Origin of the sequence: Streptomyces sp. NPDC091376, assembly GCF_044757085.1 — a bacterium.
Lineage (GTDB): Bacteria > Actinomycetota > Actinomycetes > Streptomycetales > Streptomycetaceae > Streptomyces > Streptomyces pratisoli.
Genome location: NZ_JBIVUF010000001.1, coordinates 776,135 through 794,619 on the forward strand (window position 1 = coordinate 776,135; position 18,485 = coordinate 794,619).

At 70.7% G+C, this 18,485-nt stretch carries 14 protein-coding genes; 12 read left to right on the plus strand and 2 right to left on the minus strand.

The genetic code is table 11. The annotated features are described in order from the left end of the window. Nucleotides 1-146: 146 nt before the first annotated feature. On the plus strand, nucleotides 147-3,170 hold the full coding sequence (gene uvrA / locus ACIQMR_RS03435) for an excinuclease ABC subunit UvrA (protein WP_401382295.1): 3,024 nt from the start codon (nucleotides 147-149) through the stop codon (nucleotides 3,168-3,170). A 105-nt stretch (nucleotides 3,171-3,275) separates the two neighbouring features. Here uvrA and ACIQMR_RS03440 read toward each other — a convergent pair whose 3' ends face one another. Beyond that, nucleotides 3,276-4,193 carry a carbohydrate kinase gene (locus ACIQMR_RS03440; RefSeq protein ID WP_401382297.1) on the minus strand — a complete coding sequence of 306 codons (918 nt, stop codon included), beginning with the start codon at nucleotides 4,191-4,193 and terminating at the stop codon, nucleotides 3,276-3,278. 138 nt (nucleotides 4,194-4,331) lie between these two features. On the opposite strand from ACIQMR_RS03440, the gene ACIQMR_RS03445 reads away from it, so the two are divergent. Then, nucleotides 4,332-4,760, plus strand: a complete 429-nt coding sequence (locus ACIQMR_RS03445) for a Rieske (2Fe-2S) protein (RefSeq protein WP_401382300.1) — start codon at nucleotides 4,332-4,334, stop codon at nucleotides 4,758-4,760. 58 nt (nucleotides 4,761-4,818) lie between these two features. Here the strand turns inward: ACIQMR_RS03445 and ACIQMR_RS03450 are convergent, their stop codons facing one another. After that, nucleotides 4,819-5,763, minus strand: a complete 945-nt coding sequence (locus tag ACIQMR_RS03450; protein ID WP_401382302.1) for a hypothetical protein — start codon at nucleotides 5,761-5,763, stop codon at nucleotides 4,819-4,821. 342 nt (nucleotides 5,764-6,105) lie between these two features. Between ACIQMR_RS03450 and uvrC the strand changes: the two genes are divergently transcribed. The 10 genes from uvrC to ACIQMR_RS03500 all read left to right on the plus strand — a co-directional run bounded on the left by uvrC (nucleotide 6,106) and on the right by ACIQMR_RS03500 (nucleotide 18,357). Further along, nucleotides 6,106-8,148 carry an excinuclease ABC subunit UvrC gene (gene uvrC / locus ACIQMR_RS03455; RefSeq protein ID WP_401382305.1) on the plus strand — a complete coding sequence of 681 codons (2,043 nt, stop codon included), beginning with the start codon at nucleotides 6,106-6,108 and terminating at the stop codon, nucleotides 8,146-8,148. After that, nucleotides 8,145-9,089, plus strand: a complete 945-nt coding sequence (gene rapZ / locus ACIQMR_RS03460) for an RNase adapter RapZ (RefSeq protein ID WP_401382308.1) — start codon at nucleotides 8,145-8,147, stop codon at nucleotides 9,087-9,089. Before uvrC ends, rapZ begins: the two co-directional genes overlap by 4 nt. After that, a complete protein-coding gene (yvcK, locus tag ACIQMR_RS03465) occupies nucleotides 9,086-10,120 on the plus strand; it encodes a uridine diphosphate-N-acetylglucosamine-binding protein YvcK (protein WP_401382310.1) in 1,035 nt (344 codons plus the stop codon). Before rapZ ends, yvcK begins: the two co-directional genes overlap by 4 nt. Beyond that, nucleotides 10,111-11,100: a DNA-binding protein WhiA gene (whiA, locus tag ACIQMR_RS03470; protein WP_093653140.1), complete on the plus strand. Its 990-nt coding sequence runs from the start codon at nucleotides 10,111-10,113 to the stop codon at nucleotides 11,098-11,100. The genes yvcK and whiA overlap by 10 nt, the downstream gene beginning before the upstream one ends. Before the next feature lie 178 nt (nucleotides 11,101-11,278). Continuing rightward, entirely contained in the window at nucleotides 11,279-14,218 is a 2,940-nt protein-coding gene (locus ACIQMR_RS03475) for a M14 family zinc carboxypeptidase (protein WP_401382314.1), read from the plus strand. Between the two features lie 194 nt (nucleotides 14,219-14,412). After that, a complete protein-coding gene (gap, locus tag ACIQMR_RS03480) occupies nucleotides 14,413-15,417 on the plus strand; it encodes a type I glyceraldehyde-3-phosphate dehydrogenase (protein WP_266375050.1) in 1,005 nt (334 codons plus the stop codon). Between the two features lie 109 nt (nucleotides 15,418-15,526). After that, a complete protein-coding gene (locus ACIQMR_RS03485) occupies nucleotides 15,527-16,738 on the plus strand; it encodes a phosphoglycerate kinase (RefSeq protein WP_401382318.1) in 1,212 nt (403 codons plus the stop codon). A gap of 7 nt (nucleotides 16,739-16,745) precedes the next feature. Next, the gene (gene tpiA / locus ACIQMR_RS03490; RefSeq protein WP_401382320.1) at nucleotides 16,746-17,537 is read left to right on the plus strand and encodes a triose-phosphate isomerase; all 792 of its coding nucleotides are present in this window, start codon (nucleotides 16,746-16,748) and stop codon (nucleotides 17,535-17,537) included. 142 nt (nucleotides 17,538-17,679) lie between these two features. Then, nucleotides 17,680-17,910 (plus strand): preprotein translocase subunit SecG, encoded by a 231-nt coding sequence (secG, locus tag ACIQMR_RS03495; RefSeq protein WP_266378139.1) that lies wholly within the window; start codon nucleotides 17,680-17,682, stop codon nucleotides 17,908-17,910. Between the two features lie 111 nt (nucleotides 17,911-18,021). Beyond that, nucleotides 18,022-18,357 carry an RNA polymerase-binding protein RbpA gene (locus tag ACIQMR_RS03500; RefSeq protein WP_078503510.1) on the plus strand — a complete coding sequence of 112 codons (336 nt, stop codon included), beginning with the start codon at nucleotides 18,022-18,024 and terminating at the stop codon, nucleotides 18,355-18,357. Nucleotides 18,358-18,485 lie beyond the last annotated feature (128 nt).

The following is an 18,485-nucleotide window of genomic DNA, read 5'->3' on the forward strand; positions in this document are numbered from 1 at the left end:
CTCACGGTGAGGCATCCTTGAAAGTCGGGCGTTCAGCAGTCCGGCACCGTTGATCTCGCGGTCCCCAATAGCCTGGATCAGTCCGGGACGGGGGCCCTCCTCCCGATGCTTCTCACGACCTGTCTCAAGAAAGGTGCGGACCCGGCGTGGCCGACCGTCTCATCGTCCGTGGCGCTCGCGAGCACAATCTCAAGAACGTCTCGCTCGACCTCCCGCGTGACTCACTCATCGTCTTCACCGGGCTCTCGGGGTCGGGCAAGTCGTCGCTCGCGTTCGACACGATCTTCGCGGAGGGCCAGCGCCGGTACGTGGAGTCGCTGTCCTCCTACGCCCGGCAGTTCCTCGGCCAGATGGACAAGCCGGACGTCGACTTCATCGAGGGCCTCTCCCCGGCCGTCTCGATCGACCAGAAGTCCACGTCGCGCAACCCGCGCTCCACGGTCGGCACGATCACCGAGGTGTACGACTACCTCCGGCTGCTCTTCGCCCGCATCGGCAAGCCGCACTGCCCCGAGTGCGGCCGCCCGATCACGCGCCAGTCGCCGCAGGCCATCGTGGACAAGGTGCTGGAGCTCCCCGAGGGCAGCCGCTTCCAGGTGCTGTCGCCGCTCGTCCGGGAGCGCAAGGGCGAGTTCGTCGACCTCTTCGCCGACCTCCAGACCAAGGGGTACGCGCGGGCGAGGGTCGACGGGCAGACGATCCAGCTCACCGACCCGCCCAAGCTCAAGAAGCAGGAGAAGCACACGATCGAGGTGGTCGTCGACCGCCTCACCGTCAAGGAGAGCGCCAAGCGCCGGCTCACCGACTCCGTCGAGACCGCGCTCGGCCTGTCCGGCGGCATGGTCGTGCTCGACTTCGTCGACCTCCCCGAGGACGACCCCGAGCGCGAGCGCATGTACTCGGAGCACCTGTACTGCCCGTACGACGACCTGTCCTTCGAGGAGCTGGAGCCCCGCTCCTTCTCCTTCAACTCGCCCTTCGGCGCCTGCCCCGACTGCACCGGCATCGGCACGCGCATGGAGGTCGACCCCGAGCTGATCGTCCCGGACGAGGAGCGCTCGCTCGACGAGGGCGCGATCCACCCCTGGTCCCACGGCCACACCAAGGAGTACTTCGGCCGCCTGATCGGCGGGCTCGCGGACGCGCTCGGGTTCAGCACCGACATGCCCTGGGCGGGGCTGCCGCAGCGTGCCAGGAAGGCCCTGCTGTACGGCCACAAGACCCAGGTCGAGGTCCGCTACCGGAACCGGTACGGACGGGAGCGGGCATACACCACCCCGGCGTTCGAAGGCGCGGTCTCCTTCGTCAAGCGGCGGCACAGCGAGGCCGAGAGCGACTCCAGCCGGGAGCGCTTCGAGGGCTACATGCGCGAGGTGCCGTGCCCGACCTGTGAGGGCACGCGGCTCAAGCCGATCGTCCTCGCCGTCACGGTCATGGAGCGGTCCATCGCCGACGTCTCCGCGATGTCGATCAGCGAGTGCGCCGAGTTCCTCGGCCGGCTCACCCTCAGCGCCCGCGACAAGAAGATCGCCGAGCGGGTGCTGAAGGAGGTCAACGAGCGGCTGCGGTTCCTGGTCGACGTCGGCCTGGACTACCTCTCGCTCAACCGGGCCGCGGGCACGCTCTCCGGCGGCGAGGCCCAGCGCATCCGGCTCGCCACACAGATCGGCTCCGGACTCGTCGGCGTGCTGTACGTCCTGGACGAGCCGTCGATCGGTCTGCACCAGCGCGACAACCACCGGCTCATCGAGACCCTCGTGCGCCTGCGGGACATGGGCAACACCCTGATCGTCGTCGAGCACGACGAGGACACCATCAAGGTCGCCGACTGGGTCGTCGACATCGGCCCCGGCGCCGGAGAGCACGGCGGCAAGGTCGTCCACTCCGGCCCGTTGAAGCAGCTCCTGGCCAACAAGGAGTCGATGACCGGGCAGTACCTGTCCGGGAAGCGGTCCATCGCGACGCCCGACATCCGGCGCCCCACGGACCCGACCAGGCAGCTGACGGTGCACGGCGCCCGGGAGAACAACCTCCGGGACATCGATGTGTCGTTCCCGCTCGGCGTTCTCACGGCCGTCACCGGAGTCTCCGGGTCCGGCAAGTCGACGCTGGTCAACGACATTCTGTACACACACCTCGCCCGCGAGCTGAACGGCGCCAAGTCCGTGCCGGGCCGGCACACGCGCGTGGACGGCGACGACCTCGTCGACAAGGTCGTGCACGTCGACCAGTCGCCCATCGGCCGTACGCCCCGGTCCAACCCGGCGACGTACACCGGAGTCTTCGACCACGTCCGCAAGCTCTTCGCCGAGACGATGGAGGCGAAGGTGCGCGGCTATCTGCCGGGCCGCTTCTCCTTCAACGTCAAGGGCGGGCGCTGCGAGAACTGCTCGGGCGACGGCACGATCAAGATCGAGATGAACTTCCTGCCCGACGTGTACGTCCCGTGCGAGGTCTGCCACGGAGCGCGCTACAACCGGGAGACCCTGGAGGTCCACTACAAGGGCAAGTCCATCGCCGAGGTGCTGGACATGCCCATCGAGGAGGCGCTGCACTTCTTCGAGGCCGTGCCGACGATCGCCCGCCATCTCAAGACGCTGAACGAGGTGGGCCTCGGGTACGTCCGGCTCGGGCAGTCCGCGCCCACGCTGTCCGGTGGTGAGGCACAGCGCGTCAAGCTGGCGAGCGAGCTGCAGAAGCGGTCCACGGGCCGCACGGTCTACGTCCTCGACGAGCCGACGACCGGACTGCACTTCGAGGACATCTCCAAGCTGATCAAGGTGCTGTCCGGGCTGGTCGACAAGGGCAACACGGTGATCGTGATCGAGCACAACCTGGACGTCATCAAGACCGCGGACTGGGTCGTCGACATGGGCCCCGAAGGCGGCAGCGGCGGCGGCCTCGTCATCGCCGAGGGCACGCCGGAGCAGATCGCCGGCGTTCCCGCCAGCCACACCGGCAAGTTCCTGCGGGACATCCTGAGCCCGGAGCGCATCATCGACTCGGTGCCGCCGCAGTCGCGCAAGGCGGCGACGAAGAAGGCGGCGGCCAGGAAGACGGTCTCGGCCAACTCGACCGCGGTGGCCAAGAAGACGGTGACGGCGAACGCGACGCCGGTGAAGCCGGTGAAGAAGCAGGCCGCCTCGCGCACCCGCGCGCGCAAGGCCTGACCTCGGGTCCGGCGCGGGCCCGCCACCGCCCGGGGGCGGCGGACCCGCGCCGGACCCGACCGCCGGGACTTCGCCCCGGCACGGGTCGGATCCGCCGGCCCGGACCTACTCCAGTTCCGGCGCGTACGGGGGTTCCGCGCCGGTGCGGGAGCAGGTCAGGGCCGCCGCGCGGGCCGCGAAGGTGAGGTGGGCGGACCAGGTGGGGGCGTCCAGGGCCCGCAGGGCGCCCGAGGAGAGCGCGGCGTGCCGGTCCAGGGTGTGCAGCAGCGCCGCGTTCACCGTGTCGCCCGCGCCGATCGTGTCCGCGACGTGCACCGCGGCCGCCGGGACGGAGACCTCGGCGCCGTCGCGGGTGTACACCGTCAGCCCCCGCTCACCGCGGGTCAGCACCACCGCCGCCGGGCCGGCTGCGAGCCACCGCTTCGGGTCGCCGCCGAGCCACTTCGCGTCGTCCTCCGAGAGCTTCAGCAGGGACACCGACGGCAGCCATCCCGCGAACCGCGCCCGGTACGCGTCGGCGTCCGGGATCAGCCCCGGCCGGATGTTCGGGTCGAGCAGGGTGAAGAGCCCACGTCCCGCCTCCCGCCGCAGCAGCGCCTCGTACGCGCTCGCACCGGGCTCCAGCACCATCGAGCACGTGCCGAACGCCAACGCCCGTACCCCGCGCGGAAGTTCCCGCGGCAGCTCGAAGAGCCGGTCCGCGCTTCCGGACGTGTAGAAGCCGTACCCCGCGGAACCGTCCGCGCCGATCGAGGCGACGGCGAGCGTCGTCGGCTCCGGCCCCCGCTGCACCAGCGATGTCCCGACCTCCGCCGCACGCAGCCCGCTCAGCAGTGCCTCGCCGAAGCCGTCCGTCGACACGCGCGAGCAGAAGGTGACGGGCGAGCCGAGCCGCCCCAGAGCCACCGCCGTGTTGTACGGGCCGCCGCCGAGCCGCGGCAGCAGTGGTGGCAGCGGTTCGCCGTCGACCGCCGTCCGCTGCGGGACCAGGTCGATCAGGGACTCACCGGCGACGACGATCACGGCTGAAAACGTAGCCCATCGGTACGGGCCGCGACAGCCCTCCCGCGGTCCTGGCCCGACCCGCCCGGAGAGGCCGCGATCTGCGCCGGTATCGTCGGGTCTGTCACCGCCCCCCACCCCTGACCCGTGGAGACCTTCATGTCCGGCCAGCCCGCCGCCCGCCGTACCGTGCTGAAAGGCGCCGCCCTCGCGGGCGCCGCCGGGCTGGGTGTCGCCGCCTGCTCCACCGAGTCCAAGCTGGGCCACGCCCAGGTCCCGACGCCGACCGAACCGGTCGACCTCGGTGCCGCGGACGAGGTCCCCGTCGGTGGCGCCCGGCTCTACCGCGAGCAGCGGCTCGTCGTGCACTGCCCGGCGCAGGGCGAGTACAAGGCGTTCAGCGCGCAGTGCACGCACGCCGGCTGCGTCCTGGACAAGGTGGAGGGCATGGAGGGCAACTGCCCATGCCACGGAAGCCGCTTCGACGTCACCACCGGCAAGGCCCTCAAGGGCCCCGCGACCGTGCCGCTCCCGCAGGTCCCGGTCCGTGTGCGGGACGGCAAGCTGGTCGCCGGCCCGGACGCCTGACCCGCGGGCCGACTGCTCCGAGGGGCCGGCCCGCGGGCCTGCGCGGGGCGCGTGCGGCTCAGTCCCAGTCCCAGTCGATCCCCAGGACCCCCGGCCGTACGTCCTGCTCGACCAGATGGACCGTGCCGTGCCGGCCGTTCGGCGTCAGGTCCGCACGGCCCGTCCGCGCCGCCCCCGCCGAGGCCCGGGCGAAGCGCCGGCACCGTACCGGCAGCGCCGCCTCGTCGAACCGCACCTGCAGGACGTACTGCCCGCCCGCGAAGCCGAAGCCCCGCGCGTACTCGCCACTCGGCCCGGCCGTGCCGTCCTCGAAGCCGTACCCGAAGAGATACGTCTCACCGGCCCGCAGCCGTGCGTCGAAGAGCAGCTCCGCGACCAGCACCCCCGACGCGCAGTCGTACCGCACCCGCCCCGTCCGGCAGTTCTCCGTCGCCCGCACCGTCACCCGGGCCGGATCGCACCCGGGATCTCCCTGGTGGACGGCCAGACAGCGGTCGACGCCGTCGCGGTGGGCGCGTACGACGTGCTGCGAGTCCCGCCCCAGCAGCTCACGTCCCGCGCCGATCCGCACCCGCTCGTGGTGCCCGACCGTGTGCAGCCCGCCGTCCGCCGGCCGGCCCAACCCGGCCAGCAGCTGTTCCAGGACACCGGACTCCCCGGCGAGCGAGCGGTACGAGCGCGCCGCCGGTCTGCCCCGGTCGTTCGGTGCGCCGCCCTCCGGCAGCAGCCGCAGCAGGGAGTTCCCCGGCAGCTGCAGCACCTCCTCCAGGGCGCGCACGGCCCGCAGCGACTCGGGGCGCTGTGGCCGGCGCGCGCCCTGCTGCCAGTAACTGAGGCTGGTCACGCCGACCTTGACCCCCCGGTGCGCGAGATGGTGCTGGACGCGCTGGAGCGGCAGCCCGCGCACCGCGAGCGCCGCCCGCAGCGCCACATGGAACGGGCCGGTGTGCAGCACCTGGGCCAGCTCGGCCTCCGTGTGCGCGGGGTGCGCGGCGTACCCCATGGGGACTCCTCGGTGAATGGTCACGGCGGCCCGGCGGATCGTCGCACCGTGGGCCGCGGTCATGCCGATGGGCCGAAGACGGCTGCTCACACCCGGAACGCACCGTTCACAGCCGTGCATCACCCCGCATTGAAGCGTGTTGACCTGGTCCGGACAACGGAAGATGCTCATGGCACCTGTCCGGACGCGTCCTGGACCGCCCGGCTCGACGTGCCCCGCCACGCTCCCGGCCCGACCCGTCACGTACCGGCCCCGAAGCCGCTCCCGCGCCCGGGCGCGGGACGCCGTCCACGCGCCCCCGGCGGGCCCCGGTTGTCCGTGGCCGCCAGTAGGGTGGGCGGCATGGCAGACCCCTCCAGCTACCGACCCAAGCCGGGACAGATCCCCGACTCGCCAGGGGTCTACAAGTTCCGTGACGAGCACCGCCGGGTGATCTACGTCGGCAAGGCGAAGAGCCTGCGGCAGCGTCTCGCCAACTACTTCCAGGACCTGGCGGGTCTGCATCCGCGCACCCGCACGATGGTCACGACCGCGGCCTCCGTGGAGTGGACCGTCGTCGCCACCGAGGTCGAGGCGCTGCAGCTGGAGTACTCCTGGATCAAGGAGTTCGACCCCCGCTTCAACGTCAAGTACCGGGACGACAAGAGCTACCCCTATCTCGCGGTGACGATGAGCGAGGAGTTCCCGCGGGTGCAGGTGATGCGCGGCGCCAAGAAGAAGGGCGTGCGCTACTTCGGTCCGTACGGGCACGCGTGGGCGATCCGCGAGACCGTGGACCTGATGCTCCGCGTCTTCCCGGTCCGCACCTGCTCCACCGGTGTGTTCAAGAACGCCGCGAGGACCGGCCGGCCGTGTCTGCTGGGCTACATCGGCAAGTGCTCGGCGCCGTGCGTGGGCCGGGTCACCGCGGAGGAGCACCGCGAACTGGCCGAGGACTTCTGCGACTTCATGGCCGGCCGCACGGGCACGTACATCCGGCGTCTGGAGAAGGACATGACGGCGGCGGCCGAGGAGATGGAGTACGAGCGGGCGGCCAGGCTGCGCGACGACATAGAGGCCCTGAGGCGGGCGCTGGAGAAGAACGCGGTGGTGCTTGCGGACGCCACCGACGCGGATCTGATCGCGGTCGCCGAGGACGAGCTGGAGGCCGCCGTCCAGATCTTCCACGTGCGCGGCGGCCGGGTCCGCGGCCAGCGCGGCTGGGTCACCGACAAGGTCGAGGCGGTCGACACGGCGGGCCTGGTCGAGCACGCGCTGCAGCAGCTGTACGGGGAGGAGAGCGGCGACGCCGTCCCCAAGGAGGTGCTCGTCCCGGCCCTGCCCGAGGATCTCGCCGCGGTCACCCAGTGGCTGAGCGACCGGCGCGGGTCCGCCGTCTCGCTGCGCATCCCCCAGCGCGGGGACAAGAAGGACCTGATGGCGACGGTCGGGCGCAATGCGCAGCAGGCCCTCGTACTGCACAAGACGAAGCGCGCGAGCGACCTCACCACCCGCTCCCGGGCCCTGGAGGAGATCGCCGAGGCGCTGGACCTGGACTCGGCGCCGCTGCGGATCGAGTGCTTCGACATCTCGCATCTGCAGGGCGAGGACGTGGTGGCGTCCATGGTGGTCTTCGAGGACGGGCTGCCGAGGAAGAGCGAGTACCGGCGCTTCCAGATCAAGGGCCGGGTCGGCGATACGCAGGTCTGGCACGGCGAAGGGCAGGACGACGTCCGGTCCATGCACGAGGTGATCAGCCGGCGCTTCCGGCGCTACCTCGCCGAGAAGGAGAAGACGGGCGAGTGGACCGCCGAGGACGGCGGTGAGGTCGCCCTGACCGCCGCCGAGGAGAACGGCAGACCGAAGAAGTTCGCCTACCCGCCGCAGCTCGTCCTCGTCGACGGCGGACAGCCGCAGGTCGCCGCCGCGCAGCGGGCGCTGGACGAGCTGGGCATCGACGATGTCGCCGTCTGCGGGATCGCCAAGCGCATGGAGGAGATCTGGCTGCCCGGCGAGGACGACCCGGTCGTGCTGCCCCGCTCCAGCGAGGGGCTGTATCTCATACAGCGGGTGCGTGACACGGCTCACGACTTCGCGATCCGCTATCAGCGCTCCAAGCGCACCAAGCGGCTGCGGACGAGCCCGCTGGACGCGGTGCCGGGCCTCGGCGAAACCCGCAAGCAGGCGCTGATCAAGCATTTCGGCTCGGTGAAGCGGCTGCGGCAGGCGACAATCGAGCAGATCTGCGAGGTGCCCGGCATGGGCCGGAAGACGGCGGAGTCCGTGGTCGTTGCCCTTGCACAGGCGGCGCCCGCCGCCCCCGCCGTGAATATGGCGACAGGCGAGATCATGGAAGAGAACGACGGGGCCGTAGTGGCGACCGAGGACGGGGGCAGCACGGAATGACCGAGCAGAACAGACCAGAACACGGAGCAGGAGACGTGAGTACGGGCACGACTACCGAGGCCGGGCAGGTCGCAGAGGCGGCCATCCCCGAGCTGGTGATCATCTCCGGAATGTCGGGCGCGGGCCGCAGTACCGCGGCGAAGTGCCTGGAGGACCTCGGCTGGTTCGTCGTCGACAACCTGCCGCCCGCGCTGATCCCCACCATGGTGGAGCTCGGCGCCCGTTCCCAGGGCAATGTGGCCCGTATCGCCGTCGTCGTGGACGTCCGCGGCCGGCGGTTCTTCGACAACCTCCGCGAGTCCCTCGCGGACCTGGACGCCAAGCAGGTCACCCGGCGGATCGTCTTCCTGGAGTCGTCCGACGACGCCCTCGTGCGCCGCTTCGAGTCCGTGCGCCGCCCGCACCCGTTGCAGGGCGACGGCCGGATCGTCGACGGCATCGCCGCCGAGCGGGACCTCCTGCGGGAGCTGCGCGGCGACGCCGACCTGGTGATCGACACCTCCAGCCTCAACGTCCACGAGCTGCGCGCCAAGATGGACGCCCAGTTCGCGGGCGACGAGGAGCCGGAGCTGCGGGCCACCGTCATGTCCTTCGGCTACAAGTACGGCCTCCCCGTCGATGCCGACCTCGTCGTGGACTGCCGCTTCCTGCCGAACCCGCACTGGGTCCCGGAGCTGCGCCCCTTCACGGGCCTGAACGAGGAGGTGTCGGACTATGTCTTCGACCAGCCGGGCGCCAAGGAGTTCCTGAACCAGTACACCGAGCTGCTGCAGCTGATCGCCGCGGGCTACCGCCGCGAGGGCAAGCGGTACGTGACGATCGCCGTCGGCTGCACCGGCGGCAAGCACCGCTCGGTCGCCATGTCCGAGAAGCTCGCCGCCCGCCTCGGCTCCGAGGGGATCGAGACCGTCATCGTGCACCGGGACATGGGGCGCGAGTGACCGGACGTACTCTCCGTCTGCGCCGGCTGCGGGGCAGTGACGCGCTCCGCACCGGCCGCAGACGCGGCGCCCAGCCCAAGGTCGTCGCGCTCGGCGGCGGTATGGGACTGTCGGCGTCGCTCGCGGCCCTGCGCCGCATCACCGGCGACCTCACCGCGGTCGTCACCGTCGCCGACGACGGCGGTTCCAGCGGCCGGCTCCGCAAGGAGCTGGGTGTCCTGCCGCCCGGCGATCTCCGCAAGGCGCTGGCGGCGCTGTGCGGTGACGACGACTGGGGCCAGACCTGGTCCCGGGTCATCCAGCACCGCTTCCAGTCACAGGGCGAGCTGCATGAGCACGCGGTCGGCAATCTGCTGATCGTCGCGCTGTGGGAGCAGCTCGGCGACCATGTGCAGGCCCTGGACCTGGTCGGCAAGCTGCTGGGCGCGCACGGCAGGGTGCTGCCGATGTCCGCCGTGCCGCTGGAGCTGCAGGCGCTGGTCAGGGGGCATGATCCGGACCGCCCCGACGAGATCGTCACGGTCCGGGGGCAGGCGACGGTCGCGCTCACCCCGGGTGAGGTGCAGTCGGTGCACCTCGTGCCGAACGATCCGCCGGCCGTTCCCGAGGCCGTCGCGGCCGTGCTCGACGCGGACTGGGTGGTGCTCGGTCCCGGCTCCTGGTTCTCGTCGGTGATCCCGCACCTCCTGGTGCCGGAGTTGCTGGACGCGCTCGTCGAGACGAAGGCCCGTCGCGTTCTCTCGCTGAATCTCGCACCGCAGCCCGGAGAAACGGAAGGCTTCTCTCCGCAGCGTCATTTGGAGGTTTTGGGGCGACACGCCCCTAAACTCGCCCTGGACGTGGTGCTGGCCGACGAGGCCGCCGTGCCCGACCGCGAGTCTCTCGCCGAGGCTGCAGAGCGGCTCGGTGCGGCGGTCGAGCTGGCGCCCGTGGCGAGACCCGACGGGGCTCCGAAACACGACCCGGAGCTGTTGGCCGCCGCGTACGACCGTATTTTTCGGATGCATGGAAGGATCGGCCCATGGCGATGACGGCAGCGGTGAAGGACGAGATCTCCCGGCTCCCCGTCACCCGGACCTGCTGCAGAAAGGCGGAGGTCTCGGCGATCCTTCGGTTCGCGGGCGGGCTGCATCTGGTCAGCGGCCGCATCGTGATCGAGGCGGAGCTGGACACCGGCATCGCGGCCCGCAGGCTCCGCAAGGACATCCTGGAGATCTTCGGGCACTCGTCGGATCTCGTGGTGATGGCCCCCGGCGGGCTGCGGCGCGGTTCGCGTTACGTCGTACGGGTGGTGGCGGGCGGTGACCAGCTGGCGCGCCAGACCGGTCTGGTCGACGGCCGTGGCCGCCCCATCCGCGGGCTGCCCCCGCAGGTCGTCTCCGGCGCCACCTGCGACGCCGAGGCGGCCTGGCGCGGAGCCTTCCTGGCGCACGGTTCGCTCACCGAGCCCGGCCGCTCCTCCTCGCTGGAGGTGACCTGCCCGGGCCCGGAGGCCGCGCTGGCGCTGGTCGGCGCGGCACGCCGGCTCTCCATCGCGGCGAAGGCGCGTGAGGTGCGCGGGGTGGACCGGGTCGTGGTCCGTGACGGTGACGCGATCGGCGCGCTGCTCACCCGGCTCGGCGCGCACGAGTCGGTGCTGGCCTGGGAGGAGCGGCGGATGCGCCGCGAGGTCCGCGCGACCGCGAACCGGCTGGCCAACTTCGACGACGCCAATCTGCGCCGCTCGGCCCGCGCCGCGGTGGCCGCGGGCGCGCGGGTCCAGCGCGCGCTGGAGATCCTCGGCGAGGAGGTCCCCGAGCACCTCGCGGCGGCGGGCCGGCTGCGCATGGAGCACAAGCAGGCGTCCCTGGAGGAGCTGGGGGCGCTCGCGGACCCGCCGTTGACGAAGGACGCGGTGGCCGGGCGGATCCGCCGGCTGCTGGCGATGGCGGACAAGCGCGCGCAGGACCTCGGCATTCCGGGTACGGAATCCAATCTGACGGAGGAGATGGCCGACGGTCTCGTGGGCTGAGCCCACGGTGCGGCCCGCTCCCGTGAAGCCCGTCCGGTGCAACGCCGGACGGGCTTCTCTCTTCACCCCGCCCCTTCACCCCGACCGGTACCGCGGACACGCGGTCTTGACATGATCATGAGGTGTGATGAGCCTGGCATCTGTTTTCTTTCGCGACAGACGAAAGCAAGGGGGGCCAATGAGACGAAGAGCGAGATCGATCCTCGCCGCGACCTCACTCCTGATGGCCGGTCTGGCGGCCGCGCCGCTCGCCCGGGCCGACCAGGGCGGAGACGACGCCGGACTCTCCGTATGGCAGGCGAAAGTCAGCAAGGAGCAGGTGCCACTGCTCCTCGCGGCCGGAGCCGACGGTCATGAACTGACCGAGCAGGTACCGGACAAGGGCACCGCCACCGTCGAGGTGTTCCTCACCCAGGACCAGGCGGGAGAGCTCCGCGCCCGAGGCGTCAGCCTCACCGAGCACACCGTCTCCAGTGCCGGGAGGCAGCGCGCCGCCGCGGCCGGGGACGGCGTCTACCGGCCGTACAGCGGAGAAGGGGGCCTCAAGGAGGAGATCCTGGCCACCGCCGCGGCCAACCCGTCGATCACCAAGGTCGTCAGCATCGGCAAGACCGTGCAGGGCAAGGACATCCTCGCCCTCAAGCTCAGCAAGGGCGCCAAGAAGTACCGCGACGGCGCCAAGCCGTCCACGCTCTACATGTCCAACCAGCACGCACGCGAGTGGATCACCCCCGAGATGACCCGGCGGCTGCTCCACCACTACGTCGACGGCTACGGCAAGGACCAGCGCATCACCCGGCTCGTGGACACCACCGAGCTGTGGTTCCTGCTCTCCGCCAACCCCGACGGCTACGACTTCACCCACGCGGCGGACAGCAACCGGCTCTGGCGCAAGAACCTCCGCGACAACAACGGCGACGGACGGATCACCACCGGCGACGGCGTCGACCTGAACCGGAACTTCTCCTACAAGTGGGGCTACGACAACGAGGGTTCGTCCCCCAACCCGGGCAGCGAGACCTATCGCGGCGCGGGCCCCTCCTCCGAGCCCGAGACGGTCGCGCTCGACCGCTTCCAGAAGCGCATCGGCTTCGAGTACGGCATCAACTACCACTCCGCCGCCGAACTGCTGCTGTACGGCGTGGGCTGGCAGGTCGCCACCCCCACCCCCGACGACGTCCTCTACAAGGCGCTCGCGGGCACACCCGACAAGCCGGCCGTCCCCGGCTACTACCCGCAGGTCTCCTCCGAGCTCTACACCACCAACGGCGAGGCCGACGGCCATGCGGCCAACGTCAACGGGATGATGATGTTCACCCCGGAGATGACCACCTGTCAGACGGCCTCCGCCATCGACCCCGACGACCAGTGGAGGCCCCAGGACTGCCGGTCCGGCTTCAACTTCCCCGACGACGAGAAGCTGATCCAGGCGGAGTTCGCCAAGAACATCGACTTCGCGCTCGCCGTGGCCGAGACCGCCACGCATCCCGACCGGCCGACCTCCCCGGTCGGCATGGACGCCCCGGACTTCACCGTCGACCCGTTCGGCGTCTCCTACGCCCGCGGCGGCGACCAGGAGGTGTCCGTCACCGTCCGCAAGTCCGTGCGGGACAAGGAACTCAAGTACCGCGTCAACGGCGGCCGTACGCACGACATGGCGCTCAGGCCGTGGAAGGGCGGCGAGACCTACGGCGGCGAGGACAACATCCGCTTCGACCAGTACCGGGCGAAGGTCAAGGACGGTGACGTCGGCGACAAGGTCGAGGTCTGGTTCACCGGCGAGACCCGCGCCGGGAAGCCCACGTCCAGCCCGCACTTCACCTACACCGTCGCGCCCCGGCCCGGCGCCGACACCGTGGTGGTCGCGGAGGAGGGCGCACCCGCCCAGCACGCCAAGGCCTATGTCGACGCGCTGAGGGCCAACGGCCGCAAGGCCGTCGTCTGGGACGTCGCCACCCAGGGCGCCCCGCACCCCCTCGGCGTCCTCGGCCACTTCTCCACCGCGGTCCACTGCACGGGCGCCCAGGCTCCCGGCGGACCCACCCAGCTCGCCCTGCGCGACTTCCTCAACGAGGGCGGGAAGCTGATCGAGGCCGGCGAGCTGGCCGGCGGCAACGCCCAGGTCGGCAGGGCCGCGACCGACGACTTCAGCCAGTACTACCTCGGCGCGTACGGACGTGGCTCCGTGCCCGGGGCCACCGGGTTCACCGGCACGGGCGGCCTCACCGGATCCGCGGGCCCGCTGGCCGGGGCCACCGGCAACCCGCTCAACGCGCCGGGCGCGTACACGATCACGTCCGACGCGCTGCCGGCCGCCGAGTTCCCGCAGTTCCGCAGCGCACAGGCGGGCCGCTACAGCGGAGTGGCCAACCCCTACGCCCCGTACGGGGGGCAGTCGATGGCCTCCGCCACGCACGAGGACAACGACTGGAAGCGCCTCACCCGCACCGTCGATCTCACCGGTGTCGCGGCGGCCGACAAGCCGCAGCTGAAGCTCGCGCTCAACTGGAACACCGAGCCGGGCTACGACCACGCCATCCTGGAGGCGCACACCGCCGGGGCCCAGGACTGGACGACGCTCCCCGAGGAGAGCGGACTCACCGGCACCGCCGTCCCCGACGAGTGCGCGGCCGGGTTCTTCCTGGACGGTCACCCCTTCCTGCGCCGCTATCTCACCCTGGGCGCGGGCGGCTGCACCGCGACCGGTTCCAGCGGGGCGTGGCACAGCTTCACCGGATCCTCGGCCGGCTGGAAGCAGGTCTCGTTCGACCTGAGCGCCTACGCGGGCAAGCAGGTCGAGCTCTCGGTCTCCTACGTCACCGACCCCGGCAGCGGCGGACGCGGCGTCTTCGCCGACAACGCGGCCCTCGTCGTCGGCGGCACGGAGAAGGAGAGCGAGGGCTTCGAGACCTCGCTCGGCCCCTGGACGACCCCCGGGTCTCCCGAGGGCACGCCCGCGGTCGGCGGCGACTGGGCGCGGACGGGCGAGCTGTTCGTCTCGTACGCGGCCGTCTCCACACGTGACACGGTCCTGCTCGGCTTCGGGCTGGAGCACGTCACCGCGCCGGCGGACCGCAACGCCCTGATGCGGAAGGCGCTCGGCGTGCTCCGCCGTTGACGCTGCGTAGTCGCCCGAAACGCGCCGGTGGCCCGTACTTGTCGGTAGGTACGGGCCACCGGTGTCCGGCCCGACATAGGGGCGTGCTCGATGTCACTCCGGCTGGCGCGGGGAGGTAGGGTCGTAAGCGGTCGGGGACATCCCATATCAGCTCGCCGGTGTCGAAACCGGCGTACCACTGAGGAGATCGGTTCGTGACGATCCGCGTAGGCATCAACGGCTTTGGCCGCATCGGTCGTAACTACTTCCGCGCGCTGCTGGAGCAGGGTGCAGACATCGAGATCGTGGCTGTCAACGACCTGGGTGACACCGCGACCACCGCTCACCTGCTGAAGTACGACACCATCCTCGGCCGCCTCAAGGCCGACGTGTCGCACACGGCCGACACCATCACCGTCGACGGCCACACCATCAAGGTGCTGTCCGAGCGCAACCCCGCCGACATCCCGTGGGGCGAGCTGGGCGTCGACCTCGTCATCGAGTCGACGGGCATCTTCACCAAGAAGGCCGACGCCGAGAAGCACATCGCGGGCGGCGCGAAGAAGGTCCTCATCTCGGCTCCGGCCACCGACGAGGACATCACCATCGTCATGGGCGTCAACCAGGACAAGTACGACCCGGCGAAGCACAACGTCATCTCCAACGCCTCCTGCACCACCAACTGTGTGGCCCCGATGGCGAAGGTCCTCGACGAGAGCTTCGGCATCGTCAAGGGCATGATGACGACCGTCCACGCGTACACGAACGACCAGCGCATCCTGGACTTCCCGCACAAGGACCTGCGTCGCGCCCGTGCGGCCGCGGAGAACATCATCCCGACCTCGACCGGTGCCGCGAAGGCCACCGCCCTGGTCCTCCCGCAGCTCAAGGGCAAGCTGGACGGCATCGCCATGCGCGTCCCGGTCCCGACGGGATCCGTCACCGACCTGGTCCTGGAGCTCGACCGCGAGGTCACCAAGGACGAGATCAACTCCGCCTTCCAGAAGGCCGCCGAGGGCCAGCTGAAGGGCATCCTGGACTACACCGAGGACCCGATCGTCTCCTCGGACATCGTCAACTGGCCGGCCTCCTGCACCTTCGACTCGAAGCTCACGATGGTCCAGGGCAAGCAGGTCAAGGTCGTCGGCTGGTACGACAACGAGTGGGGTTACTCCAACCGCCTCGTCGACCTGACCGTCTTCGTCGGCAACCAGCTCTGATCCACGCGCCGGTAGGCACCTCGATGTGAGCCACAGGGCTCGGGCAGCGCAACGACGCGCTGTACGAGCCCTGTCGCTTGTCCTCGACCCCCTCTAGGAGTCATCACACATGAAGACGATCGACGAACTTCTCGCCGGAGGCGTCACCGGCAAGCGGGTCTTCGTCCGCGCCGACCTGAATGTGCCGCTCGACGGCGCCACGATCACCGACGACGGCCGTATCCGCGCCGTCCTGCCGACCGTGAAGGCCCTCGCCGAGGCGGGCGCACGGGTCGTCGTCGCCTCCCACCTGGGCCGCCCCAAGGGCGCCCCGGACCCGGCGTTCTCGCTCGCCCCCGCCGCCGCGCGCCTCGGTGAACTGCTCGGCGCCGACGTCGCGTTCGCGACCGACACGGTCGGCGAGTCCGCCCGCGGCACCGTCGACGGCCTCGCCGACGGCCAGGTCGCCGTCATCGAGAACCTCCGCTTCAACGCCGGCGAGACGTCCAAGGACGACGCCGAGCGCGGTGCGTTCGCCGACCGGCTGGCCGCCCTCGCCGATCTGTACGTGGGCGACGGCTTCGGCGCCGTGCACCGCAAGCACGCCTCGGTCTACGACCTCCCGGCCCGCCTCCCGCACGCCGCCGGCCACCTCATCGGCACCGAGGTCGGCGTCCTGAAGAAGCTGACCGAGGACGTGAAGCGGCCGTACGTGGTCGTCCTCGGCGGTGCCAAGGTCTCCGACAAGCTCGCCGTCATCGACGAACTGCTCGGCAAGGCCGACCGTCTGCTCATCGGCGGCGGCATGGCGTACACCTTCCTCAAGGCCAAGGGCTACGAGGTCGGCATCTCCCTCCTTCAGGAGGACCAGATCCCGGTCGTGACCGAGTACATGGAGCGCGCCGAGAAGAGCGGCGTCGAACTGGTGCTGCCGGTCGACATCCTGGCCTCGTCGGACTTCCCCGACCTGAAGACCAAGGCACCGGCCGAGTTCGTCACGGTCGACGCCGACAAGATCCCCTCCGACAAGGAGGGCCTGGACATCGGCCCGAGGACGCGCGAGCTGTACGCGTCCAAGGTCGCCGATGCCGAGACGGTGTTCTGGAACGGCCCGCTGGGCGTCTTCGAGCACCCCGACTACGCGGGCGGTACCCGCGCCATCGCCCAGGCGCTCGTGGACAGCAAGGCCTTCACCGTCGTCGGCGGTGGCGACTCGGCCGCCGCGGTCCGCACGCTGGGCTTCGACGAGAACGCATTCGGCCACATCTCGACCGGTGGCGGCGCGAGCCTCGAGTACCTCGAGGGCAAGACGCTTCCCGGCCTCGCCGCACTGGAGGACTGACCTACCCATGACTGCATCCACTCCTTCTGGCCGTACCCCGCTGATGGCGGGCAACTGGAAGATGAACCTCAACCACCTCGAGGCCATCGCCCACGTCCAGAAGCTCGCCTTCGCACTCGCCGACAAGGACTACGACGCCGTCGAGGTCGCCGTCCTGCCCCCGTTCACCGATCTGCGTTCCGTGCAGACCCTGGTGGACGGCGACAAGCTCAAGATCAAGTACGGCGCCCAGGACATCTCGGCGCACGACTCCGGTGCCTACACCGGTGAGATCTCGGGCCTGATGCTGGCCAAGCTGAAGTGCACCTACGTCGCCGTCGGTCACTCCGAGCGACGTCAGTACCACGGCGAGTCCGACGAGATCTGCAATGCCAAGGTCAAGGCCGCCTACCGGCACGGCCTGACCCCGATCCTCTGTGTCGGCGAGGGCCTGGACGTCCGCAAGGCGGGCCAGCAGGTCCAGTACACGCTGAACCAGCTCGACGGCGGACTGAAGGACATCCCGGCCGAGCAGGCCGAGACCATCGTGATCGCGTACGAGCCCGTCTGGGCCATCGGCACCGGCGAGGTCGCCACCCCCGAGGACGCCCAGGAGGTCTGCGGGGCCATCCGCGGCCGGCTGGCCGAGCTCTACAGCCAGGAGCTGGCCGACAAGGTCCGGATCCAGTACGGCGGCTCGGTGAAGGCCGGCAACGTGGCGGCGATCATGGCGCAGCCCGATGTGGACGGCGCTCTGGTCGGCGGTGCGGCGCTGGACGCCGACGAGTTCGTCAAGATCGTCCGCTTCCGCGACCAGTGAGTAGGCCGTAGAGCGGATCCGTCGTACCCTTGCGGGGGCCGAGCCTTTCCGGCCCGGCCCCCGTGCTCTTGATCAGGTCGCCCGTCGAGTTGATCAGTTGTTCAGTCCGATCCCGTCCGAGGAAGTTGGTCCAGCCGTGATTATGGGGTTCTCGATCGCCCTGATCTTCTTCAGCCTGCTGCTGATGCTGCTGGTGCTGATGCACAAGGGGAAGGGCGGCGGCCTCTCCGACATGTTCGGTGGCGGCATGCAGTCGTCCGTCGGTGGTTCCTCGGTCGCCGAGCGCAACCTCGACCGCATCACCGTCGTCATCGGTCTGATGTGGTTTGCCTGCATTGTCGTACTTGGTCTCCTGATGAAGCTGGGCAGCTGACCCACTGAGGGCGTCCCAGGGGGTGGGGGTGTAACTCCAATCACTGGACGCGCGTTGGGCCTTACGTAGACTGGGGCATCTTCGAGCACCATCACGCAGGGAGTTACGACCGTGGCAAGTGGCAACGCGATCCGGGGAAGCCGGGTCGGAGCGGGGCCGATGGGGGAGGCCGAGCGGGGCGAATCCGCGCCGCGTCTCCGCATCTCCTTCTGGTGCTCGAACGGGCACGAGACGCAGCCGAGCTTCGCCAGTGACGCACAGGTTCCGGACAGCTGGGACTGCCCGCGCTGCGGGTTCCCGGCCGGCCAGGACCGGGACAACCCGCCGGACCCGCCGCGCACCGAGCCGTACAAGACGCATCTGGCGTATGTGCGCGAGCGGCGCAGCGACGCGGACGGCGAGGCGATCCTCGCCGAGGCGCTCGCGAAGCTCCGGGGCGAGATCTGAGCAGCTGATTCCGGGCCCGGGGCGGGGGGGGGGCCCCCCCGGGGGGGCGGGGGGGGGGCGGGGGGGGGGGGGGGGGGGGCCGGCGGGGGGGGGGGGGCGGGGGGGGGGCGGGGGGGGCGCGCCCCCCC

Bases quoted from the DNA above. Each gene is read 5' to 3' on its own strand.
- ACIQMR_RS03445 (WP_401382300.1), top strand. From the start codon at position 4,332: ATGTCCGGCCAGCCCGCCGCCCGCCGTACCGTGCTGAAAGGCGCCGCC.
- ACIQMR_RS03450 (WP_401382302.1), bottom strand. From the start codon at position 5,763: ATGGGGTACGCCGCGCACCCCGCGCACACGGAGGCCGAGCTGGCCCAG.
- uvrC (WP_401382305.1), top strand. From the start codon at position 6,106: ATGGCAGACCCCTCCAGCTACCGACCCAAGCCGGGACAGATCCCCGAC.
- rapZ (WP_401382308.1), top strand. From the start codon at position 8,145: ATGACCGAGCAGAACAGACCAGAACACGGAGCAGGAGACGTGAGTACG.
- whiA (WP_093653140.1), top strand. From the start codon at position 10,111: ATGGCGATGACGGCAGCGGTGAAGGACGAGATCTCCCGGCTCCCCGTC.
- ACIQMR_RS03475 (WP_401382314.1), top strand. From the start codon at position 11,279: ATGAGACGAAGAGCGAGATCGATCCTCGCCGCGACCTCACTCCTGATG.
- ACIQMR_RS03485 (WP_401382318.1), top strand. From the start codon at position 15,527: ATGAAGACGATCGACGAACTTCTCGCCGGAGGCGTCACCGGCAAGCGG.
- tpiA (WP_401382320.1), top strand. From the start codon at position 16,746: ATGACTGCATCCACTCCTTCTGGCCGTACCCCGCTGATGGCGGGCAAC.
- secG (WP_266378139.1), top strand. From the start codon at position 17,680: ATGGGGTTCTCGATCGCCCTGATCTTCTTCAGCCTGCTGCTGATGCTG.